Origin of the sequence: Klebsiella sp. HN106 (assembly GCF_051209435.1) — a bacterium.
Lineage (GTDB): Bacteria > Pseudomonadota > Gammaproteobacteria > Enterobacterales > Enterobacteriaceae > Klebsiella > Klebsiella oxytoca.
The window spans coordinates 310,790-335,246 of sequence record NZ_JBLURD010000004.1 but is presented as its reverse complement, the minus strand read 5'-3'; the positions used below and the strand labels follow the sequence as shown (position 1 = coordinate 335,246).

General features: G+C 56.7%; 18 protein-coding genes. 8 read left to right on the top strand and 10 right to left on the bottom strand.

All coding sequences use genetic code 11. The annotated features are described in order from the left end of the window. Positions 1-16: 16 nt before the first annotated feature. Positions 17-667 (top strand): response regulator transcription factor RcsB, encoded by a 651-nt coding sequence (rcsB, locus tag ACSIPU_RS14230; protein WP_004103995.1) that lies wholly within the window; start codon positions 17-19, stop codon positions 665-667. 44 nt (positions 668-711) lie between these two features. Here the strand turns inward: rcsB and rcsC are convergent, their stop codons facing one another. Beyond that, positions 712-3,558 (bottom strand): two-component system sensor histidine kinase RcsC, encoded by a 2,847-nt coding sequence (rcsC, locus tag ACSIPU_RS14225; protein ID WP_196557846.1) that lies wholly within the window; start codon positions 3,556-3,558, stop codon positions 712-714. A gap of 131 nt (positions 3,559-3,689) precedes the next feature. Then, on the bottom strand, positions 3,690-6,323 hold the full coding sequence (gene gyrA, locus ACSIPU_RS14220) for a DNA topoisomerase (ATP-hydrolyzing) subunit A (protein WP_004103997.1): 2,634 nt from the start codon (positions 6,321-6,323) through the stop codon (positions 3,690-3,692). A 184-nt stretch (positions 6,324-6,507) separates the two neighbouring features. On the opposite strand from gyrA, the gene ubiG reads away from it, so the two are divergent. The 4 genes from ubiG (at position 6,508) to yfaE (ending at position 11,351) form a co-directional block, all read left to right on the top strand. Next, positions 6,508-7,236 (top strand): bifunctional 2-polyprenyl-6-hydroxyphenol methylase/3-demethylubiquinol 3-O-methyltransferase UbiG, encoded by a 729-nt coding sequence (gene ubiG / locus ACSIPU_RS14215; RefSeq protein WP_004114176.1) that lies wholly within the window; start codon positions 6,508-6,510, stop codon positions 7,234-7,236. 344 nt (positions 7,237-7,580) lie between these two features. Continuing rightward, the gene (gene nrdA, locus ACSIPU_RS14210) at positions 7,581-9,866 is read left to right on the top strand and encodes a class 1a ribonucleoside-diphosphate reductase subunit alpha (protein ID WP_004104000.1); all 2,286 of its coding nucleotides are present in this window, start codon (positions 7,581-7,583) and stop codon (positions 9,864-9,866) included. 100 nt (positions 9,867-9,966) lie between these two features. Continuing rightward, positions 9,967-11,097 carry a class Ia ribonucleoside-diphosphate reductase subunit beta gene (gene nrdB, locus ACSIPU_RS14205; protein ID WP_004104001.1) on the top strand — a complete coding sequence of 377 codons (1,131 nt, stop codon included), beginning with the start codon at positions 9,967-9,969 and terminating at the stop codon, positions 11,095-11,097. Continuing rightward, positions 11,097-11,351 (top strand): class I ribonucleotide reductase maintenance protein YfaE, encoded by a 255-nt coding sequence (yfaE, locus tag ACSIPU_RS14200; RefSeq protein WP_004104002.1) that lies wholly within the window; start codon positions 11,097-11,099, stop codon positions 11,349-11,351. Before nrdB ends, yfaE begins: the two co-directional genes overlap by 1 nt. A gap of 71 nt (positions 11,352-11,422) precedes the next feature. Here the strand turns inward: yfaE and glpQ are convergent, their stop codons facing one another. Together glpQ and glpT are read right to left on the bottom strand one after the other, a co-directional pair. Beyond that, on the bottom strand, positions 11,423-12,493 hold the full coding sequence (gene glpQ / locus ACSIPU_RS14195) for a glycerophosphodiester phosphodiesterase (RefSeq protein WP_004114182.1): 1,071 nt from the start codon (positions 12,491-12,493) through the stop codon (positions 11,423-11,425). Positions 12,494-12,502: 9 nt separating this feature from the next. After that, complete coding sequence (gene glpT / locus ACSIPU_RS14190) at positions 12,503-13,849, bottom strand: glycerol-3-phosphate transporter (RefSeq protein WP_004104004.1); 1,347 nt, start codon at positions 13,847-13,849, stop codon at positions 12,503-12,505. A 271-nt stretch (positions 13,850-14,120) separates the two neighbouring features. On the opposite strand from glpT, the gene glpA reads away from it, so the two are divergent. From glpA to glpC, 3 genes are read left to right on the top strand one after another with little or no spacing between them, the layout of a single operon-like run. After that, positions 14,121-15,743 carry an anaerobic glycerol-3-phosphate dehydrogenase subunit A gene (glpA, locus tag ACSIPU_RS14185; protein ID WP_004104005.1) on the top strand — a complete coding sequence of 541 codons (1,623 nt, stop codon included), beginning with the start codon at positions 14,121-14,123 and terminating at the stop codon, positions 15,741-15,743. Further along, positions 15,733-16,992 carry a glycerol-3-phosphate dehydrogenase subunit GlpB gene (glpB, locus tag ACSIPU_RS14180; protein WP_024274508.1) on the top strand — a complete coding sequence of 420 codons (1,260 nt, stop codon included), beginning with the start codon at positions 15,733-15,735 and terminating at the stop codon, positions 16,990-16,992. The genes glpA and glpB overlap by 11 nt, the downstream gene beginning before the upstream one ends. After that, a complete protein-coding gene (gene glpC, locus ACSIPU_RS14175) occupies positions 16,989-18,167 on the top strand; it encodes an anaerobic glycerol-3-phosphate dehydrogenase subunit GlpC (RefSeq protein ID WP_004114188.1) in 1,179 nt (392 codons plus the stop codon). The genes glpB and glpC overlap by 4 nt, the downstream gene beginning before the upstream one ends. A gap of 22 nt (positions 18,168-18,189) precedes the next feature. Here glpC and yfaU read toward each other — a convergent pair whose 3' ends face one another. From yfaU to ACSIPU_RS14145, 6 genes are all read right to left on the bottom strand, one after another. Further along, entirely contained in the window at positions 18,190-18,993 is an 804-nt protein-coding gene (yfaU, locus tag ACSIPU_RS14170) for a 2-keto-3-deoxy-L-rhamnonate aldolase (RefSeq protein WP_004104012.1), read from the bottom strand. 14 nt (positions 18,994-19,007) lie between these two features. After that, a complete protein-coding gene (locus ACSIPU_RS14165; protein ID WP_004104014.1) occupies positions 19,008-20,297 on the bottom strand; it encodes an MFS transporter in 1,290 nt (429 codons plus the stop codon). 52 nt (positions 20,298-20,349) lie between these two features. Further along, entirely contained in the window at positions 20,350-21,555 is a 1,206-nt protein-coding gene (rhmD, locus tag ACSIPU_RS14160; protein ID WP_004104015.1) for an L-rhamnonate dehydratase, read from the bottom strand. A gap of 13 nt (positions 21,556-21,568) precedes the next feature. Continuing rightward, the gene (locus ACSIPU_RS14155; RefSeq protein ID WP_004104016.1) at positions 21,569-22,351 is read right to left on the bottom strand and encodes an IclR family transcriptional regulator; all 783 of its coding nucleotides are present in this window, start codon (positions 22,349-22,351) and stop codon (positions 21,569-21,571) included. A gap of 204 nt (positions 22,352-22,555) precedes the next feature. Then, a complete protein-coding gene (locus ACSIPU_RS14150) occupies positions 22,556-23,752 on the bottom strand; it encodes a nicotinamide mononucleotide deamidase-related protein YfaY (protein WP_004104017.1) in 1,197 nt (398 codons plus the stop codon). Between the two features lie 96 nt (positions 23,753-23,848). After that, the gene (locus ACSIPU_RS14145; RefSeq protein WP_004104018.1) at positions 23,849-24,391 is read right to left on the bottom strand and encodes a YfaZ family outer membrane protein; all 543 of its coding nucleotides are present in this window, start codon (positions 24,389-24,391) and stop codon (positions 23,849-23,851) included. Between the last annotated feature and the right edge of the window lie 66 nt (positions 24,392-24,457).

Sequence of the window (24,457 nt, the reverse complement as noted above, 5' to 3'; positions counted from 1 at the left end):
CAAGGTAGCCTAATACATGAACAATATGAACGTAATTATTGCCGATGACCATCCGATCGTACTGTTCGGTATTCGTAAGTCACTTGAACAAATTGAGTGGGTGAACGTTGTCGGCGAGTTTGAAGACTCCACCGCATTAATCAACAATCTGCCAAAACTGGACGCACATGTCCTGATTACCGATTTATCCATGCCCGGTGATAAATACGGCGATGGCATTACGCTTATCAAATACATCAAGCGTCATTTCCCGGACCTGTCAATCATTGTACTGACGATGAATAACAACCCGGCGATCCTTAGCGCGGTTCTGGATCTGGACATAGAAGGGATTGTCCTGAAACAGGGGGCGCCAACCGACCTGCCTAAAGCGCTGGCCGCGCTGCAAAAAGGCAAAAAATTCACTCCCGAGAGCGTTTCGCGCCTGCTGGAAAAAATCAGCGCCGGCGGTTACGGCGACAAACGTTTGTCGCCGAAAGAGAGTGAAGTGCTGCGCCTGTTCGCCGAAGGCTTCCTGGTCACCGAGATAGCCAAAAAGCTCAACCGCAGCATCAAAACCATCAGTAGCCAGAAAAAATCGGCGATGATGAAGCTCGGCGTGGAAAACGACATCGCCCTGCTGAACTACCTCTCTTCCGTTTCCCTGAGCTCCACCGACAAAGACTAAACTCTTTTCTTCCCGGATAGCGCGGCGTTATCCGGGAAGCTTCTCTACTCCCTTCCCTTACGTACCCGCGCAGCATAGAGCGTTAACGTCTGCTTAATGATATCCAGCGTGACCGGCTTAGAAAGACAGCTGTCCATACCGGATTCCAGGCAGCGCTGCTTCTCTTCCGCCAGCGCGTTGGCGGTGACGCCAATCACCGGCAGCGTGAGCCCCAGCTGGCGAATACGCTGAGTCAGACGATAGCCGTCCATGTTCGGCATGTTGACGTCGCTGAGCACGATATCAATATGCTGTTTGCTCAGGACATTCAGCGCATCGATCCCATCATTTGCTGTCACGCACTGATAGCCCAGCGATCCAAGCTGATCGGCCAGCAGGCGACGGTTGATCGGATGATCGTCAACCACCAGAATCATCATGTCATCATTGCTGGCGTTTTGCGCATCCGCGGCAGCTAGCGCAGGGCCGTTATCCGCACTGGCTACGGCAATATGGAAGATGCGTCCCAGCAGCGGCAGTAGCTCGTGCGGCGTGGCGACGCTATGCAGCCACTCGCCGGGTACCCGCTCTTGCGGAATACCGATATGCCGACGAGAGAAGATCACCATCGCGCAGCCAGCCCAGGCTTCATGCGTCTCGCTATCGGTTAACAGAATATCTTCCGCTCCCGGCGTTTGCCCGTCAAAACGACGGACAGGAACGCCGTGGAAGGTCAGCAACTGCTCGACGAACACCGCCAGCGAGCTGTTATCAATCGCCAGCCAGCAGCATTTTTCAGCCAGGCCATCAATATTCAGCGGCGGTGTATTTTGCACGCCATAAAGCGGGATACGAATAGTGAATCGACTGCCCATACCCGGTTCGGTTTCGACGGCAATATCGCCATCCATCATGCTGATAAGCTTTTCACAAATCGCCAGGCCGAGCCCGGTTCCCTGGAAGTTGCGCTGCACGCCGGTACCGACCTGGAAGAACGGATCAAACAGGCGTAGCACCTCTTTCGCCGGGATCCCTTCGCCGGTGTCGCGTACGCTGATGCGCAGATAATCATCCGCCCGCTCTACGTGCAGGACAATACAGCCGGTATCGGTAAACTTAATCGCATTACTCAACAGGTTTGAAATAACCTGCTGCAGGCGCATCGGATCGCCGGACATCAGTTGCGGAACGTCTGGCTCAATAAAGCAGTACAGCCCAAGATGTTTACGCACCACCAGCGGCAGATAGTTGGCGGAGATATGGTTCATTACCTCACGCGGCGAAAACTCCCGCGGCTCAATTTTAAGCTGCTCGGACTCAATTTTAGAGAAATCGAGAATATCGCTAATGATTTTCAGCAACAGGCTGGAAGAGTTGTTCATCGCTGTCACCAGACGATCGACGCCCTTCGGTAGCTCCTTGGTCTGCAAGAGATCGAGGTTGCCGATAATCCCGTACAGCGGCGTACGCAGTTCGTGGCTGACGGTGGCGAGGAACATCGATTTCGACTGGCTGGCCTGCTCGGCGGCCTGGGCCATCTCCTGCAGAGACTCTTCCATTTTGACGCGCGCCGATACGTCCACCAGTACGCAGATCGCCACGTTCTCGTTGCGATAGCGCGAATGGACAAAGCTGATTTGCAGGTTGGTATTATTGCTGGTCAGCACATCGACAAAGTTTACCTGCTGGCCGCAGATAATTTGCGTCAGCCGCTGCCGGTCCTCATGAGTTAACATGTTGAGATAGTTATGCGCCAGCTCGTTACTCAGGATATTGGTGCCGTCGAGGGTACGTAAAATACAGATCCCCACCGGCGCGGAGGCAACGATTTTGCGGTTGAACTGCTCATGCTCTTCCAGGCGCTGGGCATCATTTTCGGCCGGAATAAAAATCCGTCGTTCATACATTCGGGCGAGGGCGAAAAGGAGCGCGCCGGTGAGCAGATTGAGTACCACCGCGTTCAGTATCAGCATCCGAATGCGTTCCAGCACCTGATCTACCGGCACCGAATAGACAATACTTAAGGATGACGGCGGCAGACTTTTTTTCATCGCCAGCTCGCGAAAACCCGCGGTATAGCCAAACCACAGACGCTCCTGCATCCACTTCGCGTCCGGTTTGATATTGCTATTCGACCCGGCAAGTGAAATCAGCGACTGTCCATTATCGTCAAGGATCGTCGCGTTCATCGGCAAACTGCCCGGGGTAAAGAAACTTTCCATACGAATGGTTTGCTCTACGCCAAGCATCGCCTGCAGACGATTCGCCACATAGATGGGCGTGAGCGCATAGAAATAGCCAACGCCCGGGCGCACGCCCTGGCTTATCCAGAACAGATTATTGCCGCGCTCGTTTTGCGGCGCGTCGCGATACTGCTCAATGCGCTGATGCAGTACTTTAAGCGCCTGGTCCCGCTCCAGCGGGATATCACGCAGGCCGAAGTTGGCCATGCACAGATTGTCGCTACCAATCAAAAAAATACGATTGAGGTCGTAGGCCGTGGAGAAATTGTCGCGCCAGTAGCGCATAAACCACGCCAATGACTGCAGCGAATTACGCCAGGTGGAACTCATCAGCGCACAGTCGGAATCCGGATAGAGCGGTTCAAAATCAGGAATTGAAATATTGCCGCGCTGAGCCGGCGTATCGCCGCCTTCGCCGCCATCTATCGGCCGATTACCGGCAACATATTTCAGCTCCTTAATCACGTCGGCCGTACGCTGTATATAGCGCTGCGCCTGATCGGCATTGAGGTTAAATTCCTGGCGAATTTCCGATTCCCGATCGTGCAAAGCGTTGACGATGTAAAACACCGAAACAAAAGCGACCAGCACCCACAGCAGTACCGCCAGCGCTCTGAACAGATAGCGTGAAACTTTTAACGTGTTATGGAAAGAAGCTAGATATTTCAATGTGGCGATGCTCGGCCGTCAGGGGCTCAACAGAATGGCGTTAAGGTAACGATAAAACTACGGTCCCGCAACGGGAAAACAAAAAGGGCCGGGGATGAGCCCGACCCTTTCAGAACAATTACCGCAGAGAATTACTCTTCATCTTCGGCGATGTCATCGTCAGTGTCCGCTTCCGGCGCGATATCTTCATCGCCTTCCGCCGCGCTGCCGTCGATGGCATCCAGCTCTTCGTCATCAACCGGCTCAGCAACGCGCTGCAGACCGACCACATTTTCATCTTCCGCGGTACGAATCAGGATCACGCCCTGAGTGTTACGGCCGACAATGCTCACCTCGGAAACGCGGGTTCGTACCAGCGTGCCAGCATCGGTGATCATCATAATCTGGTCGCAGTCATCAACCTGCACCGCGCCCACCACGGAACCGTTGCGTTCGGTCACTTTGATTGAGATTACGCCCTGGGTCGCACGCGACTTGGTTGGATACTCTTCAGCCGCGGTACGTTTACCGTAGCCATTCTGCGTAACGGTCAGGATGGCCCCTTCACCGCGCGGAATGATCAACGAAACCACTTTATCTTCGCCGGCCAGCTTGATGCCGCGTACGCCGGTAGCGGTACGGCCCATTGCGCGGACAGCGTCCTCTTTAAAGCGCACCACTTTACCGGCGGCGGAGAACAGCATAACTTCGTCCTGACCGGAGGTCAGATCGACGCCAATCAGCTCGTCGCCTTCGTTGAGGTTAACCGCGATAATACCGGCAGAACGCGGACGGCTGAATTCGGTCAGCGCCGTTTTCTTCACGGTACCGCTGGCGGTAGCCATAAAGACGTTCACGCCCTCTTCGTACTCACGTACCGGCAGAATCGCAGTGATACGTTCGTTGGCTTCAAGCGGCAGCAGGTTGACGATCGGACGCCCGCGCGCGCCGCGGCTGGCTTCCGGCAGCTGATAAACCTTCATCCAGTAGAGACGCCCGCGGCTGGAGAAGCAGAGGATCGTGTCGTGGGTGTTGGCCACCAGCAGGCGGTCGATAAAGTCTTCTTCTTTTATACGCGCCGCAGATTTACCTTTACCGCCACGACGCTGTGCTTCGTAATCGGTTAACGGCTGGTACTTCACGTAGCCCTGATGCGAAAGGGTCACGACAACATCTTCCTGGTTGATCAGGTCTTCGATGTTGATATCCGCGCTGTTAGCGGTGATCTCGGTACGACGCGCGTCGCCGAACTGTTCACGGACCAGCTCCAGCTCTTCACGGATAACTTCCATCAGGCGATCGGCGCTGCCCAGAATGTGCAGCAGTTCCGCAATCTGTTCCAGCAGCTCTTTGTATTCATCGAGCAGTTTTTCATGCTCAAGACCGGTCAGTTTCTGCAAACGCAGATCCAGAATCGCCTGCGCCTGCTGTTCGGTCAGGTAGTACTGACCGTCGCGTACGCCGAACTCAGGCTCCAGCCATTCCGGACGAGCGGCGTCATCGCCTGCGCGTTCCAGCATAGCGGAAACGTTGCCCAGATCCCATGAACGCGCGATTAATGCTGCTTTCGCTTCCGCCGGAGTCGGCGCGCGGCGAATCAGTTCGATAATCGGATCGATGTTGGCCAGGGCAATCGCCAGCGCTTCGAGGATATGCGCGCGATCGCGGGCTTTACGCAGTTCAAAAATAGTACGACGGGTCACCACTTCGCGGCGGTGGCGCACGAACGCGGCAATAATTTCTTTCAGGTTCATGATCTTCGGCTGACCATGGTGCAGGGCAACCATGTTGATACCGAAGGAGACCTGGAGCTGAGTCTGCGAATAGAGGTTGTTAAGCACCACCTCACCCACCGCATCGCGCTTCACTTCAATCACGATGCGCATGCCATCTTTATCAGACTCGTCGCGCAGCGCGCTGATGCCTTCAACGCGTTTGTCTTTGACCAGCTCGGCGATTTTCTCAATCAGGCGCGCTTTGTTCACCTGATACGGAATTTCATGCACGATGATGGTTTCGCGGCCGGTCTTCGCGTCAGCTTCCACTTCCGCGCGAGCGCGAATGTACACTTTTCCGCGACCCGTACGATAGGCCTCTTCAATGCCGCGGCGACCGTTGATGATCGCAGCTGTCGGGAAGTCCGGGCCGGGAATATGTTCCATCAGCCCTTCAATGCTGATGTCTTCGTTTTCAACGTAGGCCAGACAGCCGTTGATCACTTCGGTCAGGTTGTGCGGCGGAATATTAGTCGCCATACCTACCGCGATACCGGACGAACCGTTGACTAGCAGGTTCGGGATTTTGGTCGGCATAACGTCAGGGATTTTCTCCGTGCCGTCATAGTTATCGACGAAATCCACCGTCTCTTTTTCGAGGTCGGCCATCAGTTCATGGGCGATCTTCGACATACGGATTTCCGTATAACGCATCGCTGCGGCGGAGTCGCCGTCGACCGAACCAAAGTTACCCTGGCCATCTACCAGCATGTAACGCAGGGAGAATGGCTGCGCCATACGTACAATGGTGTCGTATACGGCAGTATCACCATGAGGGTGGTATTTACCGATGACGTCACCCACGACACGGGCAGATTTTTTATAGGCTTTGTTCCAGTCATTGCCCAATACGTTCATGGCGTATAGTACGCGACGGTGTACCGGCTTCAGGCCATCTCGGACATCCGGCAGCGCACGGCCAACAATGACCGACATCGCATAATCCAGATAGGAGCTCTTCAGCTCTTCCTCAATGTTGACCGGTGTAATTTCTCTCGCAAGGTCGCTCATCTAACCGCTATCCCTCTACTGTATCCCGGATTCAAAGGTCGCAAATTATAACACAGCCGCGGTGATACGGGTAAACCTATACCCAATGATTTTCGCGCTGTGACAGGGACAGGGATAGACGGTTTATTCATCGCGGAGGCCTGATATACTTGCCGGTCTGAACTGAACAGGAGTAATAGCGCCCATGAATGCCGAAAAACCGTCGGTGGCCCACAATGTTGATCATAATGAAATCGCTAAATTTGAAGCCGTCGCATCGCGCTGGTGGGATTTAGAGGGCGAATTCAAACCGTTACATCGCATTAATCCTTTGCGTCTTGGCTATATTGCGGAGCGCTCAGGCGGCCTGTTTGGTAAGAAAGTGCTGGATGTCGGCTGCGGCGGCGGCATCCTGGCAGAAAGCATGGCCCGGGAAGGCGCTACGGTCACCGGTCTGGATATGGGGTTTGAACCGCTTCAGGTCGCGAAACTGCATGCCCTGGAGAGCGGTATTCAGGTCGACTATGTCCAGGAAACCGTGGAAGAACACGCGGCGAAGCACGCCGGGGAGTACGATGTCGTCACCTGCATGGAGATGCTGGAGCACGTGCCGGACCCGCAGTCGGTCGTTCACGCCTGCGCGCGGCTGGTCAAGCCTGGCGGCCAGGTATTCTTCTCTACCATTAACCGTAACGGTAAAGCCTGGCTGATGGCGGTTGTCGGCGCCGAGTACGTCATGAAGATGGTGCCGAAGGGAACCCACGATGTGAAGAAATTCATTAAACCAGCGGAGCTGCTCGGCTGGGTAGATGAGACAATTCTGAAAGAGCAGCACATTACCGGTCTTCATTACAATCCGCTAACCAATACCTTCAAGCTGGCGCCGGGGGTGGATGTTAACTATATGTTGCATACAACGGCGAAAAAAGCATAACGTCAGCAGTATTTCCTATGATGATTGCGCGGCATCAAGCCGCGTTATTATTTCTTCCGATGAAGAAATCAGCACTCGATCAAATTTTCATTTTTTTTTCAGATTTATTGACATCTTCTCCAGGCCTTATGGGGCGTGGATTTCGCGATTATCACCCTTCCGCAACCTCAATTTAACGTCAAAATCAACTCTTGTACTCAAAAGAATCCTTACTAGAATACTCACCATATAGCGTTTCTTTTATCGACCACCCCCTACATATAGTATTTATCCACAGAGTTAGTCACAACGGCGATCTGTGGATAAGTGGGGGATATTTTCTTTCACGGACAGGTATAAACCACATGAATCAGAGTCTGCTGGTGACAAAGCGTGACGGTAGCACCGAGCGCATCAATCTCGACAAAATCCACCGCGTGCTGGATTGGGCGGCAGAAGGGCTGAATAACGTATCCATCTCCCAGGTAGAACTGCGTTCCCACATTCAGTTCTATGACGGCATTAAAACCGCCGATATTCACGAAACCATTATCAAAGCCGCTGCGGATCTGATCTCCCGCGACGCGCCGGACTACCAGTATCTCGCCGCTCGTCTGGCGATTTTCCACCTGCGCAAAAAAGCCTACGGCCAGTTTGAGCCGCCAGCGCTGTTCGACCACGTGTCGAAAATGGTGAAAAACGGCAAATACGATACTCATCTGCTGGAAGACTACACGGAAGAAGAGTTCAAGCAGATGGATTCGTTTATCGAGCACGATCGCGATATGACCTTCTCCTACGCTGCGGTTAAGCAGCTCGAAGGCAAATATCTGGTACAGAACCGCGTCACCGGTGAGATCTACGAAAGCGCCCAGTTCCTGTACATTCTGGTGGCCGCCTGCCTGTTCTCCAACTATCCGCGCGAGACGCGTCTGGACTATATCAAGCGTTTCTATGACGCGGTGTCGACGTTTAAAATCTCGCTGCCGACGCCGATTATGTCCGGCGTGCGTACCCCGACCCGTCAGTTCAGCTCCTGCGTGCTGATCGAGTGCGGTGATAGCCTGGATTCTATTAACGCGACCTCCAGCGCGATTGTTAAATACGTTTCTCAGCGCGCCGGTATCGGCATCAATGCCGGCCGCATCCGCGCGCTGGGTAGCCCGATTCGCGGCGGTGAAGCTTTCCACACCGGCTGTATTCCGTTCTATAAGCACTTCCAGACCGCAGTGAAATCCTGCTCGCAGGGCGGCGTCCGCGGTGGTGCCGCCACCCTCTTCTACCCGATGTGGCATCTGGAAGTCGAAAGCCTGCTGGTGCTGAAAAACAACCGCGGTACCGACGCCAACCGCGTTCGTCATATGGACTACGGCGTACAGATCAACAAGCTGATGTACACTCGCCTGCTGAAAGGCGGAGACATCACCCTGTTCAGCCCATCCGACGTTCCGGGCCTGTACGATGCGTTCTTCGCCGACCAGGACGAGTTCGAGCGCCTGTATACCCAATACGAGCAGGACGACAGCATCCGCAAGCAGCGCATTAAAGCCGTAGAGCTGTTCTCGCTGATGATGCAGGAGCGTGCCTCCACCGGTCGTATCTACATCCAGAACGTGGACCACTGCAACACCCACAGCCCGTTTGACCCGGTTGTCGCGCCGGTGCGCCAGTCCAACCTGTGCCTGGAAATCGCCCTGCCGACCAAGCCGCTGGAAGATGTAAACGACGAGAACGGTGAAATTGCGCTGTGCACCCTGTCCGCTTTCAACCTCGGGGTTATCGATAGCCTGGATGAGCTGGAAGAGCTGGCGGTGCTGGCCGTTCGCGCGCTGGATGCCCTGCTGGATTACCAGGACTACCCGATCCCGGCGGCCAAACGCGGCGCGATGGGCCGTCGTACGCTGGGTATTGGCGTGATTAACTTTGCCTACTATCTGGCGAAGCACGGTAAACGCTACTCCGACGGCAGCGCTAACAACCTGACGCATAAAACGTTCGAAGCGATTCAGTACTATCTGCTGAAAGCTTCTAACGAGCTGGCGATCGAACAAGGCGCGTGCCCGTGGTTTAACGAAACCACCTATGCAAAAGGCATTCTGCCGATCGATACCTACAAGAAAGACCTGGATGCTATCGTCAGCGAATCTCTGCACTACGATTGGGAGCGGCTTCGCGAGTCGATCAAAACGCACGGCCTGCGTAACTCCACGCTCTCCGCGCTGATGCCGTCCGAGACCTCTTCGCAGATCTCCAACGCCACCAACGGCATTGAACCGCCGCGCGGTCACGTCAGCATCAAAGCGTCAAAAGACGGTATCCTGCGCCAGGTGGTGCCGGATTACGAAAAACTGCAGAACGGCTACGAGCTGCTGTGGGAAATGCCGAACAACGACGGTTATTTACAGCTGGTCGGTATTATGCAGAAGTTTATCGACCAGTCGATTTCCGCCAATACCAACTACGACCCGACGCGCTTCCCGTCAGGCAAAGTGCCGATGCAGCAGTTGCTGAAAGACTTGCTCAATGCCTATAAGTTCGGCGTCAAAACGCTGTACTATCACAACACTCGCGATGGCGCGGAAGATGCCCAGGATGACCTGGCGCCGTCTATTCAGGACGACGGCTGCGAAAGCGGCGCATGTAAGATCTAAGTTTTTTGCCGGGCGGCGCGATGCTGGCCCGGCCTAAGGTTTTGTAGGCCCGGCAAACTCACTGCCGCCGGGCGATACAATCTCAACAGGACTCACTTCAATGGCATATACCACTTTTTCTCAGACTAAAAACGATCAGCTGCTTGAGCCGATGTTTTTTGGTCAGCCGGTGAACGTCGCCCGCTACGATCAGCAAAAATATGACATCTTCGAAAAGCTGATTGAAAAACAGCTCTCTTTCTTCTGGCGTCCGGAAGAAGTTGACGTTTCCCGCGACCGTATCGACTACCAGGCGCTGCCGGAACACGAAAAACACATTTTTATCAGCAACCTGAAATATCAGACGCTGCTGGACTCGATCCAGGGACGCAGCCCGAACGTTGCCCTGCTGCCGCTGATTTCCATTCCTGAGCTGGAAACCTGGGTTGAAACCTGGGCGTTCTCGGAGACCATCCACTCGCGCTCCTACACCCATATCATCCGTAATATCGTCAACGATCCGGCGATGGTATTTGACGATATCGTCACCAACGAGCAGATCCAAAAACGCGCGGAAGGCATTTCCAGCTATTACGATGAATTGATTGAGCTGACCAGCTACTGGCATCTGCTGGGCGAAGGCACCCACAGCGTGAACGGTAAAACCATTACCGTGAACCTGCGCGAGCTGAAGAAGAAACTGTACCTGTGTCTGATGAGCGTGAACGCGCTGGAAGCCATCCGTTTTTACGTCAGCTTCGCCTGCTCTTTCGCCTTTGCCGAGCGCAAGCTGATGGAAGGTAACGCCAAGATTATCCGTCTGATCGCCCGTGACGAAGCGCTGCACCTGACCGGCACTCAGCACATGCTGAATCTGCTGCGCTCCGGCGTTGACGATCCGGAAATGGCGGAAATCGCCGAAGAGTGCAAGCAGGAGTGCTACGACCTGTTCGTGCTGGCGGCACAGCAGGAGAAAGAGTGGGCGGATTATCTGTTCCGCGACGGTTCGATGATCGGCCTGAACAAAGATATTCTTTGCCAGTACGTTGAGTACATTACTAACATCCGCATGCAGGCGGTAGGTCTCGATCTGCCGTTCCAGACCCGCTCCAACCCGATCCCGTGGATCAACACCTGGCTGGTGTCCGATAACGTGCAGGTCGCGCCGCAGGAAGTGGAAGTCAGCTCTTATCTGGTCGGGCAGATCGATTCCGAAGTCGACGCTGACGATCTGAGCAACTTCCAGCTCTGATGAAACGCATTTTCTTGAAGATTTCTGACACTCGCCTTGAGTGTCAGGATGAACATCCCTCCCTGCTGGCGGCCCTGGAATCGCACAATATCGACGTGGAGTATCAATGCCGCGAAGGATACTGCGGATCGTGTCGTCTGCGGCTGGTTTCCGGTCAGGTTGACTGGCTCACCGAGCCGCTGGCGTTTGTCCAGCCGGGAGAGATTTTGCCCTGCTGCTGCCGGGCAAAAGGCGATATCGAAATTGAGATGTAAGTTTTGTCGGGCGGCATAACGCTTATGCGCCCGACAAAACTGCCGTTCACAGGCCGGGTAAACCCGGCTTTTTACTGCTTAGCGTGCAGAAACTGCACGGCTTTATCCGGAAAATCGGTGAACAAGCCGTCGACATCCGCCTGATGGTACAGCACGTTATAGAGCTGATTGACGTCGATGGCGTAGTCAGGCAATTGATCCGCGCGAACCGTGTATGGATGTACCTGCATGCCGCTGGCGTGCGCCTCTTTCACCATTGCCGTCAGCTTCACGTCTCCCGGTTTCGAGCCTTCCGCCACCAGCATATGGTAGTCCGGACCAATACCGTCAGCGTACTGGGCGATCTGCGCCATTGCCCCTGGTTTGAACATCCAGTCATAGCTGTAGTTCACCCACTTGCCGTCAGCCTGCCGCTGCTGGGTCTCATTCCAGTCGGTATAGGCGATAAGCTGCACCAGATTGAGATCCATCCCCATTTTCGGCTCCAGCTCATGCTTAATACGCTTGAGCTCGTTGGCGTCAAAGCACTGCAGATACACCTTATCCTGCTTGCCGGTGTAACCATATTCCTTCAGCACTTTCAGCGTGCTGGCGGCAATATCCTTGCCTTCCTGATGGTGGAACCACGGCGCTTTGATTTCCGGGTAGATGCCAATGTTTTTGCCGGTCGAATGGTTTAACCCCTGGACAAACTCAATCTCCTCTTCGAAGGTATGAATGCGGAAATCAGATTTCCCCATCGGGAAGCGACCCGGATAAGTTTGCACGTTCTTGCCATCTTTCGGTTCAAACCCTTCGGTAAACTTCAGCGACTTTATCTCAGCGAGGGTAAAGTCGATAGCGTAGAAGCGGCCATCTTTACGCGCCCGCTGCGGGAAACGCTGGGCCACGTCGGTCACCCGATCCAGATAGTGGTCATGCAGGACCACCAGCCGGTCATCTTTGGTCATCACCAGGTCTTGCTCAAGGTAATCCGCCCCCTGCGCGTAGGCCATCGCTTTCGCCGGCAGGGTATGTTCCGGCAGATAGCCGCTGGCGCCGCGGTGGGCGATAACGATTTTCTCTCCCGCCACGGCGCTGAAGGAGAGCGCCGTGGCGGCCAGCAGCACTCCGCTCATCAGGGTGGTTAATTGACTTTTCATCGCCGCACCTTAACCTTGTTTCATCTGTTGATGGTGGCGTCGTTCACCCAGCATCACGATAATCAGCAGCACAACCGCCAGCACGCTGCCGCCGATCATCACCATAAAGCCGCCGTCCCAGCCGAAGAAATCGACGGTATAGCCAACGATGGCGCTCGCGGCCACGGAACCGCCGAGATAACCGAACAGGCCGGTGAAGCCCGCAGCGGTGCCGGCGGCTTTTTTCGGCGCCAGCTCCAGCGCATGCAGGCCAATCAGCATCACCGGGCCATAAATCAGGAAGCCGATAATAATCATACAGGCCATATCCACGCCCGGGTTACCCGGCGGGTTCAGCCAGTAGACAACGGTGGCGATGGTGACCAGGGTCATAAAGAAGACGCCGGTCGCGCCGCGGTTGCCTTTAAACACTTTATCCGACATCCAGCCGCACAGTAGAGTGCCCGGAATCCCCGCATATTCATAAAGGAAGTAGGCCCAGGAGGATTTATCCAGCGCGAAGTGCTTAACCTCTTTCAGGTACGTTGGCGACCAGTCAAGAATGCCGTAGCGCAGCAGGTAAACAAACACGTTTGCAACGGCGATGTACCACAACAGCTTGTTCGGCAGGATATACTGCATAAAGATCTGCTTTGCGGTCAGCTCCTCTTCATGCTTCTCGCTGTAGTCATCAGGATAATCGTTTTTATACTCTTCGATCGGCGGCAAACCGCAGGACTGCGGAGTATCGCGCATCATCGCGAAGGCGAAAATCGCCAGCAGGATCGCGCCGAAAGCCGGCATATACAGCGCCGCATGCCAGTCGTTAAACCACGCCATTCCCAGCAGGAACAGCAGCGGCGGGATCCCGCCGCCGACGTTATGCGCGCAGTTCCATACCGACACGATACCGCCTCGCTCTTTCTGCGACCACCAATGCACCATCGTACGTCCGCACGGCGGCCAGCCCATCCCCTGGAACCAGCCGCACAGGAACAGCAGAACGAACATCACCATAATGCTGGAGGTCGCCCAAGGGACGAAGCCCATCACCAGCATCACCAGCGCGGCAAGAATCAAGCCTGCCGGTAAAAAAATGCGCGGATTCGAGCGGTCGGAAACCGACCCCATGATGAATTTCGAAAATCCGTAGGCGATGGAGATACCGGAAAGGGCAAAACCGAGGTCGCCACGGGAGAACCCCTGCTCGATAAGGTAGGGCATTGCTAAAGCAAAGTTCTTACGAACCAAATAGTAAGCAGCATATCCGAAGAAAATACCGATAAAGATCTGCCAGCGTAATCGACGATATAAAGGATCGATTTCCGCGGTTGGCAATCGCGCTTTATGCGCTGCGGGTTTAAATATACTTAACATATCAGCCTCCGTGGCCATTGCTGTTCTTCTGACGTCGACGCAAAAAAACGTAATTTATTCACCAACTTCTGATTTGGTCGCGATAGTAGGCAAAGCGTAAATCTAATACTGTGAAATGTCGCACACTTTGTTACAGAAATATGACAGCATTTTCTAATATGCGCACAAAGTCACAACAAACGCTCGAATTGCGCGCAAATATGCTCGAAATCAAACATTAAATGCTGTCGATATGGCTAAATGATGTAAAACGAAAACAGAGGACGGGGAGATGGCCGATAGTCGTGAATATGACGTCATTATTATTGGCGGCGGCGCCACCGGCGCCGGGATCGCGCGCGACTGCGCGCTGCGCGGGCTAAAGGCAGCGCTGGTGGAGCGCTACGATATCGCCACCGGCGCGACTGGCCGCAACCACGGTCTGCTGCATAGCGGCGCGCGCTATGCGGTCACCGATAGCGAATCAGCGCGCGAGTGCATTAGCGAAAACCGTATATTGCGCCGTATCGCCCGCCACTGCATAGAGCCCACCAGCGGCCTGTTTATTACCTTGCCGGAAGATGACCCGGCGTACCAGTACACCTTTATCAGCGCCTGTCAGCAGGCAGGCATCGAAGCCCAGCCGCTAACGCCCGCCGAAGCGCTGCGTATTGAGCCCGCGGTTAACCCGGCGCTGCTCGGCGCGGTACAGGTTCCCGACGGCACCGTCGATCCTTTCCGCCTCACCGCGGCGAATATGCTCGATGCCCGCGAACATGGCGCGACGATCCTCACCGGCTGCGAAGTCACCGGTCTGCTGCGGCAGGGCGATCGCGTCCATGGCGTCGCGATCTACAATCATCAGCGCCGAGAATCGCGCACGCTGCGCGCTCAGGTGGTGGTCAACGCCGCCGGGATTTGGGGGCAGCGCATCGCAGAGTACGCCGACCTGCGCATCGCGATGTTTCCGGCAAAAGGATCTTTGCTGATCCTCGACCACCGCATTAACCGTCAGGTTATCAACCGCTGCCGCAAACCAGCTGACGCCGATATCCTGGTGCCCGGCGATACTATTTCGCTGATTGGCACCACCTCAATGCATATTCCTTATGACGAAATTGACGACAACCGTGTAACCACCGAGGAAGTCGAAACGCTGCTGCGGGAGGGGGAAAAGCTGGCGCCGATCATGGGGCGGACGCGGGTCCTTCGCGCCTATTCCGGTATACGCCCGCTGGTCGCCAGCGATGACGATCCCAGTGGCCGTAGCGTCAGCCGCGGTATCGTGCTGCTCGACCACGCCCGCCGCGACGGTATGGAAGGCTTCATCACCATCACCGGCGGTAAGCTGATGACCTATCGTCTGATGGCGGAGTGGGCCACGGATGCGCTATGCCGCAAGCTCGGAAATACCGCCCCCTGCACGACCGCCGATACGCCGCTGCCCGGTTCGCAGGAACCGGCGGAAGCCACGCTAAGTAAAATCATCTCGTTACCTGCGCCGCTGCGCGGGTCGGCCATCTACCGCCACGGCGATCGCACCCCGGCATGGCTTGGCGATAGCCGCCAGCGCCGTAGCCTGGTCTGCGAATGCGAGGCGGTCACTGCCGGAGAAGTAGAGTACGCGGTTGAAAACCTGGCGGTGAAAAACCTGCTTGACCTGCGCCGCCGTACCCGCGTCGGCATGGGAACCTGTCAGGGCGAACTGTGCGCCTGCCGCGCCGCCGGGCTGCTCGCGCGTTTTAACGTCACCACCTCCGCGCGGTCCCTCACCCAGCTGTCCCAATTTTTGAACGAACGCTGGAAAGGCGTTCAGCCGGTGGCCTGGGGGGATGCGCTGCGCGAAAGCGAGTTTACCCGCTGGGTTTATCTCGGTCTGTGCGGATTAGAAAAGGAGCACCAGGATGAAGTTTGATTGCGCGATTATTGGCGGCGGCCTTGCCGGGCTGCTCTGCGGGCTGGCGCTCAACCAGCGCGGCCTGCGCAGCGTGATTATCAGCCGGGGCCAAAGCGCCCTGCACTTCTCTTCCGCCTCGCTGGATTTGCTCTCGACGCTGCCGAATGGCGAAACCGTCACCGATGTTGCTTACGGTATCGGCCAGTTGGCCCGCCAGCTTCCCGAACACCCTTATGCCAGGCTCGGCGCCGAAAGCGTGATGAATTACGCCCGCCAGGCTCAGGCGCTGTTTGCCGACTGCGGGATTGCCATGCAGGGCGATGCCAGCCAGCCGCATCTGCGCGTGACGCCGCTGGGAATCTTACGCGCGGCCTGGCTTTCTCCGCAGGAAATCGCCACCGCGCCGCTGCCCGTCAGCGGCGTCTGCGTCGTTGGCATCAGCGGGTTCGGCGACTTCCAGCCGCATCTTGCCGCGGCCTCTCTGCACCAGCACGGCGTGACCGCCGTAGCACACGAGATAGAATTACCCCTTCTTGATGTTCTGCGCGATAGCCCATCCGAATTTCGCGCCGCCAATATCGCCCGCCGGCTGGACGATGAAGCGCACTGGCCTGCCCTGCTGGCGGCGCTGCGCCCGCTGGCGCAGCAGCATAATTTACTGATTATGCCCGCCTGCTTCGGCCTCGCCGACGATCGCTTGTACCAGTGGCTGCGGCAGCGTCTGCCCTGCCCGCTGCGCCTGCTGCCTACCCTGCCGCCATCGGTGCCGGGGATGCGCCTGCACGCCCAGCTGCAGCGGCAATTTATCCGCAGCGGCGGGACCTGGCTGACCGGGGATGAAGTCATTGATATCAGCCACCAGGACGGTAGGGTTAACGCGATCTGGACGCGCAATCACGGCGATATTCCGCTGCGCCCGCGCTTCGCTGTGCTGGCCAGCGGCAGCTTTTTCAGCAACGGGCTGGTCGCCGAACGTAGCGGCGTGCGCGAGCCGATCCTCGGTCTGGATCTGCAGCAGACGCTGCCGCGCGAAAGCTGGTATCAGCAGGATTTTTTTGCCTCGCAGCCCTGGCAGCGTTTCGGCCTGAAAACCGATGAGGCTCTGCGTCCCCAGCGTCAGGGGCGGACGCTGGAGAATCTGTTCGCCGTCGGTTCGATCCTCGGCGGTTTTGATGCCATCGCGCTGGGATGCGGCGGCGGCGTGTGCGCAGTGACCGCGCTTCACGCCGCAGGGCTAATTGGCGAGCTTGCCGGAGGTGAGTCATGAACGACACGCGCTTTGAACACTGTATTAAATGCACCGTTTGCACCACCGCCTGCCCGGTCAGCCGGGTTAATCCGCGCTACCCGGGGCCAAAACAGGCCGGGCCGGACGGCGAGCGCCTGCGCCTGAAAGACGGCGCGCTCTACGACGAGGCGTTAAAATACTGCATTAACTGTAAACGCTGTGAAGTCGCCTGCCCTTCAGACGTCAAAATCGGCGATATTATCCAGCGGGCGCGCATGGAATACGGCCGGCAAAAGCCCACGCTGCGCGATACCATCCTCAGCCACACCGATCTGATGGGCACCCTCTCCACGCCGTTTGCTCCGCTGGTAAACGCCGCCACCGGGCTGATGCCGGTACGTCGGGTACTGGATGCCGCGCTCAAAATCGATCACCGCCGCTCGCTGCCCAAATATGGCTTCGGCACCTTTCGCCGCGCGTATCGACAGCTGGCTGGCCAACAGGCGCAGTACGCCGAGCAGGTGGCCTTCTTTCACGGCTGCTATGTGAACTACAACAATCCGCAGTTGGGTAAAGATCTTATCCGGGTGCTCAACGCCATAGGCATCGGCGTGCAGCTATTGCATAAAGAAAAATGCTGCGGCGTGCCGCTCATTGCCAACGGTTTTTTTGCGAAGGCGCGTAAACAGGCACAGAGCAACGTTACCGCGATGCGGGAAAATAACCTGCCAGTGGTGGCGACGTCCTCGACCTGCACTTTTACGCTGCGCGATGAATATCCGCACGTCCTTGATATCGATAATCACGATGTGCGCGACCGGGTTGAACTGGCGACCCGCTGGATCTGGCGTCAGCTGGACGCCGGACGGAAGCTGGCGCTGAAATCGCTGCCGCTGAAGGTGATCTATCACACGCCCTGCCATATGGAGAAGATGGGCTGGTCGCTGTATACCCTTGAGCTATTGCGGCTGATCCCCGGCTTGCAGCTGGAGGTGCTCGACTCGCAATGCTGCGGTATTGCCGGCACCTTCGGCTTCAAGTCGGAGAATTACGACTCATCGCAGGCGATTGGCGCGCCGCTGTTCCGACAAATTGAGGAGAGCGGCGCGGACCTGGTAGTGACCGACTGTGAAACCTGTAAATGGCAGATAGAGATGTCCACCAGTAAACGCTGCGAGCATCCCATCACTCTGCTGGCGCAGGCGCTGGCCTGACGCCAGCGCCAACGCCGGGGGGCTAGTAGCTCCCCTTGCCCTCCGCCTGTTCGGCTACCGGCCTGAACATCGCCAGTCGTTTATCCAGCGCGCTGGTATAGAGATTGGTATCGACACCAACGGCAACGAAATTCGCCCCCCACGCCAGCGCTTTGTGCGCCATCTCTGGATCGACGGCCAGGAATCCGGCCGCCTTTCCTGCCGCGCGAATGCGGCGGATGCTCTGTTCAATAACCCGCTGCACTTCAGGATGACCGGCGTTATCCGGGTAGCCCAGCGAGGCCGACAGGTCCGCCGGGCCGATAAAGACGCCGTCAATCCCCTCGACTTCAAGGATCGCATCCAGATTATCGAGGGCGGTTTTGCTCTCAACCTGAATCAGCAGGCACAGCTCATCGTTGGCCTGCGCCATATAGTTCTCTACCCTTCCCCAGCGCGCGGCGCGAGCTACCCCGGCGCCGACGCCGCGGGTCCCCAGCGGCGGATAGCGCGTCGCCGAGACAATGTCCCGCGCCTGTTCTGCGGTATCGACCATGGGGATCAGCAGCGTTCTGGCGCCAATATCCAGCACCTGTTTAATCAGGCTGCGATTGCCCTCTACCGGACGAATCACCGGCTGGCTGGCGTAGGGCGCAATGGCCTGTAGCTGATGATAAAGATCCTGAATGGTATTCGGCGCATGTTCACCGTCAATCAGCAGCCAGTCGTAACCCGAGGTGGCGGCAATCTCAGCCATATAAGAGGAGGTCGAGCTCAGCCACAGGCCAATTTGTGCTTCCCCTTGCAATAACCCCGCTTTAAATGGGTTCGATAAAATTGCGTTCATAGTTCTCCCTTAAATTAATGCTGTACGCTGCCGGCCTGCGGTACCGTGCGGCTCACGCGCAGTGAAAAGATAATAACAACCCCGATAACCGCCACGCAGGCGAGGGTCAATAATCCGGCAGAATTATTGCCGAACATCGTTTCAGCCTGGACGCGTATAATCGGCGCTAAAAATCCGCCGATCGCGCCAAACAGGTTGACGAAACCAATGCCTGCGGCCAGCGCCGTGCCGGATAACAGCTGCGTCGGCATAGTCCAGAAGACCGGCTGTACGGCAATGACGCCGACGGCGGCAACGCACAGCGCGATGATGGCCAGTACCGGCGACACCAGCCCGGAGACCGCAATGCCAATTGCCGCCGCCAGCAGGGTTAATGCCGCAATATTACGCCGTTCGCCGGTGCGGTCGGAGTAGCGAGGAATCAGCCAGGTACCGAACAGCGCTGCCACCCACGGGATCGCGGTCACCACCGATGCCACAAACCCCACTTTAGTGCCGAGCAGCGCCGCAACCTGGGTCGGCAGGAAGAAGATCAGGCCGTAAACCGCCACCTGAATGGTGAGATAGATAATCGCCAGCTGCCAGACGCGGCCGTTGCGCAGCGCATCGGACAAACGCGAAGTAATCTTTTTCTGCTCTTCGCTGGCCAGCTCGCTGATGAGCGCCTGCTTTTCGGCAGCGGTCAGGAAGCGGGCGTTTTGCGGCGTGTCGTCAAGCCAGAAGAAAGTGAAGAAACCCGCGCCGACCGCCAGTAAGCCTTCAATAATAAACATCCAGAACCAACCGGGATGCCCCATAAAACCGTGCATTTCCAGCAGCGCGCCGGAGAGCGGCGACCCGAGGGTCAGCGCCAGCGGCGCGCCCATATAAAATAATCCCATAATGCTGGCGCGGTTTTGCTGCGGAAACCACTGTGAGGTCAGGTAGATCATGCCCGGAAAGAAACCCGCTTCGGCGGCGCCAAGCAGGGTGCGTACCAGCAGAAATTTCGCTTCCGTATCCGCCCACGCCATCGCCGCTGAAAGAATGCCCCACAGTAAGGTGGTGCAGCCAATCCATTTTCTCGCGCCGAATTTGCGCATCAGCAGGTTGGCCGGTACCCCAAGAAAGGCGTACACCACAAAGAAAATCCCCGCCCCCAGCGCGTAAGCTTCATTGCTGAGGCCGGTATCCAGTTGATAGGTCTCTTTCGCAAAGCCGATATTCGAACGGTCAAGAAACGCCAGCACGTACAGCGCCAGCATAAAGGGGATCAAACGGGCGCGGTTTTTCTTCACCACGCTCTCAAGCAAGGTGTTGCTCATCGTAATATCCTCAACAATAGGCCGCACATCAGCGCTGTGCGGCACGACGGGATCAGTGGCTATAAGGACGTTTCAGGTTGCAGTCGCGGTTCAGCTCGACGCCGAAACCCGGTTTATCCAGAACGGTTTTATGAATGCGCCCGTTCACCGGTACCGGCTCATCAACCAGAATCGGGTCAAACTGTGGACGCATCGTTGAACAGTCCGGGCTGGTCATCAGGAATTCGCTGAACGGCGTGTTGGTAAAGGTAATGACCGCATGATGCGAATAGACCGACGAACCGTGCGGCACCACCAGCTGGCCGCGCGATTTGGCGATCGCCGCAATCTCCACCAGCGTGGTCAGACCGCCGCACCAGCCTACGTCAGGCTGCATAATATCGATGCCGGTTTCCGACAGCGTGCGGAAGGATTGCAGCGTGCCGTGGTGCTCGCCGCTGGTGACCATCATTCCGGCCGGGGCATTGCGTTTCAGCTCGCGATAGCCTTCATACTGCTGCGGCGGCAGGCACTCTTCGATCCACTTAAGGTTATAGGGCGCGCAGGCGTGGGCCAGTTTAGTGGCGTAGTTAACGTCCTGGCTCATCCAGCAGTCCAGCATTAGCCAGAAGTCCGGGCCGCATTTTTCGCGCATATCGGCCACCATGGCGGCATCTTTGCGGATCCCCGCATCGCCATCGTGCGGGCCCCAGTGGGTCGGCATCTTGCCGCCAATAAAGCCCATCTCTTTCGCCAGGTCCGGACGGGCCCCGGTAGCGTAGAACTGAATTTCATCGCGTACCGCGCCGCCCAACAGTTTGTATACCGGTAATCCCACCACTTTGCCGAACAGATCCCACAGCGCCAGGTCGATACAGGAGATGGTATTCATCACCAGGCCGCCGGAGCCGGAGTAGTACATGGTGGCGTTGAGCATCTGGTCATGGATCAGTTTGATATCGCTGACGCACTTCCCTTCGATAAAGCGGTTCAGGTGCTTTTCCACAATAAAACAGCCCATCTCGCCGGCGGTTGATACCGCAAAGCCGGTCTGGCCGTTTTCGGCTTCGACTTCAACAATCAGCGTGCCGAGAACGTTGATGCCAAACGACTGGCGGGACTGTTCATACTGTTTATATTTGCTCATCGGCGTGGCGATATGATCGTCAATCCAGTGGTTTGCTCCCTGGTCATGATAGTCGCCGCCGCCAGCGCCTTTCTCTGCGGTAGCGCCGCCGATAAACCAGGCGCGGACGTGTTTAATTTTCGGTAGGGTCATGATCTTCTCCTTATTATGAGGCTTGTTGTTCGAAGGGGCTTTTCCACCCCAGCAGACGAGAAATGTCCTTGGCGCAGGCAATCGCCCTGCCAGCGAGATAATCGCGATTGTCTTCATTGATTTGCAGACGAGTACCCACCACGGAGATGGCGGCGGTCAGCTCGTTATTGGCATTAAAAACCGGCGCCGCCACGCAGCGAACGTCGGGATAATCTTCGCCGTTATCGAAGCTCCAGCCGCGGGCGCGAATACGCCCCAGTTCATCGCGAAGCAGCTGGGCGCTGGTGATGGTGGTTGGCGTTGCCCTCTCCCACTGCAGCTCGCTGATAATTGACTCCTGAACCCGCTCGGGCTGCCAGGCAAGCAGGCATTTACCGATACCGGAGCGGTACAGCGACAGGCTTTTACCTTCGTGGGAACGCACGCTGATGGTGGCCGGGGATTCAATCTTCAGAATGTAGTAGGCGTTACCGCCATCGATAATGCCCAGATGGCAGAGCAGTCCGCACTGATCCATTAGCTGCGTCAGGCGCGGACGCGCCAGTTCGCGCAGATCCATTTTGCTCAGCGCGTGACCGGCCAGCTCAACCAGTTTGGTCCACAGACAGTAGTTGTCCTGATTATCCATGCTGAGGAAGCGCTGTTTTCTCAGTTCTCCCAGCAGCAGGTAAGCGGTGCTTTTCGGAATACCCAGTTCGTCAATAATGGTCGCCGCGCTGCACGGACCAATGCGGGCGATCAAATTGAGAATATCGATGGCGCGGGTTAGCGCCGGGACTTTGCTTGATTCCAACATACTGGACTCCAATCCTGAATACTGGAATCAGTGTTGCGGTTGTCGGGTCTGTAAATTGTGAGCGACTTCAAATGACGACGCTATTCCAGCAGGGTGGACGTTCAAGGGGACAGAAATGCGAGATAGTGCACAGAATTTTTAAAAGCAAGTACAGCAGGTTGGACTGATTGCGCGTCGGGTAGGGCTCCCGACGCGGTGTTTTATCTAAACGGCGAGATAGTCAACGACGTTAATCCAGCCGTGTTCACCGGCCACGGGCTGGCCATTCAGCCAGCGGCGCAGCATGTTGAGAGCCATCATCGCGCAGACCTCCTGACGCACCTGCACGCTGTGGCGGTTGGTCGCGAACTTCACCCGCAGCGCGTGGGTGCCGTCCGGCGTGGAAAGCGCAAAGTTCAGGTGATCGCTCTCCTGACCACTCACCGCCAGCGCCAGACCGGCAAAGTGTTTTTCGCGCCGTTCCGCCGCCCAGCGCGCAGACTGCGCCAGGGTCTCCTCCTGCGCCGGAATGACTTCGCTGGCCAACAGCGGGGCATTGACCCGTGAAAGCTGTAGCGCCAGCAGACCGCCGGTGAACTGCTCGCTTAGCGTCAGGCTTAGCTGGCGCTCCTGCAGACGACGGGCGATCTGCGCCGGCAGGCCTTCGGTGCCTTCGAAAACGATGCTCTCTCCGGCCACTTTTTGCACTTCCGGCCACAGCGCCAGCATCGCCTCGCGCTGTTCGGCAGGCCCGGTCAGCTTCAGTTCGATAATCGGCATTGAGGAACGATAGCCCATCACCACGCCCGGCGGCAGTTGTAAATGCTCGAGGCTCTGCGCCAGCTCGCTTTCGGAACGACCGAAGGTGGTCAGACGCAGACACAGCGGCGCGGCGGGCAGCGGAAAACGTTCGCGCAGGCGCGGTAAGATTTCCTGCTCGACCATTATCTTAAATTCAGACGGCACGCCGGGAGTGAAAAACATCAGGCAGCGGTTTAGCTGCACAGCAAAACCGCAGGCGGTTCCGACCGGATTGTTGATCATCTCGGCGCTTTGCGGAATTTCCGCCTGTTTACGGTTGCTGGCGGCCATAGGCCTTCCGCGCTCGGCAAAGAAACGGGTCATGGTTTCCAGCCACGCTTCATGCAGAATCAGCCCTTCACCTTTGGCGGTCGCTGCGGCAAGCGCGCTTAAATCATCGCTGGTCGGGCCCAGACCGCCGTTGACGATCAGCACGTCGGCATGCTCGCTGCGCTCGCGTAAAATCGCCACCAGGGAGTCAAGATCGTCACCCACGGTATGGCGACGCTTTAAAGGTAATCCTTGATTAAAAAAGAAATCCGCCAGCCACGCGGCATTGGTATCGATGATTTGCCCATGCAGCACTTCATCGCCGGTGGACAGCATTTCCACGTTTAACATTGTCAACTCCAGCCTGATAAGTAGAAATACTATATCGCAAAGCGGCTGGCGAAAAAGCCTGAAAATCAGGCGCGGCGGAATACCGCGCCGAAGGGGTTAGAAGCTGGCGTTAACGCCGACGTACGGGCCGTCCGCGACCGCGTTATCGCGGTTGCCTTCTTTACCCGCCAGGTTAAGGTAGCGATAACCGGCTTCAATGCTCAGAGGACGCATAATGGTAAAGCGCGCGCCGGCATTAGCTTCCTGATAACTGTCGATACCGCTGGAGAGCGAATCAGGAGAATAATAATATTCGCCGAACAGGCGGAAGCTGTCGCCGATCTTCCACTGCAGGCCGCCGCCAACCGCTGCTGCGTAGCCCTCATCGCCGTTATTCGGATTGGTATAAACCCCTTTACCGCCAACGGTGGCAAGGAATGGACCTAAAGGGATGTTCAGCCCCAGTCCCAGGCCTGCCGCATCGCCGTCGTCATCGTTATGCAGCCAGTTGCCGGTTACCGCCAGGCCGGTAGATTCCGTGCCAAATCCGACGCCAAGGTTCGTGTAGTGCTCGCCGGCCTGTCCGCTGAAACTGATCGCATGCGCCGCCGTTGAGACGAACATCATGCCAGCGAGGGCCGCAAATATACTTTTTTTCATTTTTACTCTATCCAACAAACAAGAATTAAAAAGTCCCAAAAAACCGCGAAATTGTACTGCCGAACG

Coding starts and splice junctions, on each gene's coding strand:
- rcsB (WP_004103995.1), top strand. CDS start 17: ATGAACAATATGAACGTAATTATTGCCGATGACCATCCGATCGTACTG.
- gyrA (WP_004103997.1), bottom strand. CDS start 6,323: ATGAGCGACCTTGCGAGAGAAATTACACCGGTCAACATTGAGGAAGAG.
- ubiG (WP_004114176.1), top strand. CDS start 6,508: ATGAATGCCGAAAAACCGTCGGTGGCCCACAATGTTGATCATAATGAA.
- nrdA (WP_004104000.1), top strand. CDS start 7,581: ATGAATCAGAGTCTGCTGGTGACAAAGCGTGACGGTAGCACCGAGCGC.
- nrdB (WP_004104001.1), top strand. CDS start 9,967: ATGGCATATACCACTTTTTCTCAGACTAAAAACGATCAGCTGCTTGAG.
- yfaE (WP_004104002.1), top strand. CDS start 11,097: ATGAAACGCATTTTCTTGAAGATTTCTGACACTCGCCTTGAGTGTCAG.
- glpQ (WP_004114182.1), bottom strand. CDS start 12,493: ATGAAAAGTCAATTAACCACCCTGATGAGCGGAGTGCTGCTGGCCGCC.
- glpT (WP_004104004.1), bottom strand. CDS start 13,849: ATGTTAAGTATATTTAAACCCGCAGCGCATAAAGCGCGATTGCCAACC.
- glpA (WP_004104005.1), top strand. CDS start 14,121: ATGGCCGATAGTCGTGAATATGACGTCATTATTATTGGCGGCGGCGCC.
- glpB (WP_024274508.1), top strand. CDS start 15,733: ATGAAGTTTGATTGCGCGATTATTGGCGGCGGCCTTGCCGGGCTGCTC.
- glpC (WP_004114188.1), top strand. CDS start 16,989: ATGAACGACACGCGCTTTGAACACTGTATTAAATGCACCGTTTGCACC.
- yfaU (WP_004104012.1), bottom strand. CDS start 18,993: ATGAACGCAATTTTATCGAACCCATTTAAAGCGGGGTTATTGCAAGGG.
- ACSIPU_RS14165 (WP_004104014.1), bottom strand. CDS start 20,297: ATGAGCAACACCTTGCTTGAGAGCGTGGTGAAGAAAAACCGCGCCCGT.
- rhmD (WP_004104015.1), bottom strand. CDS start 21,555: ATGACCCTACCGAAAATTAAACACGTCCGCGCCTGGTTTATCGGCGGC.
- ACSIPU_RS14155 (WP_004104016.1), bottom strand. CDS start 22,351: ATGTTGGAATCAAGCAAAGTCCCGGCGCTAACCCGCGCCATCGATATT.
- ACSIPU_RS14150 (WP_004104017.1), bottom strand. CDS start 23,752: ATGTTAAACGTGGAAATGCTGTCCACCGGCGATGAAGTGCTGCATGGG.
- ACSIPU_RS14145 (WP_004104018.1), bottom strand. CDS start 24,391: ATGAAAAAAAGTATATTTGCGGCCCTCGCTGGCATGATGTTCGTCTCA.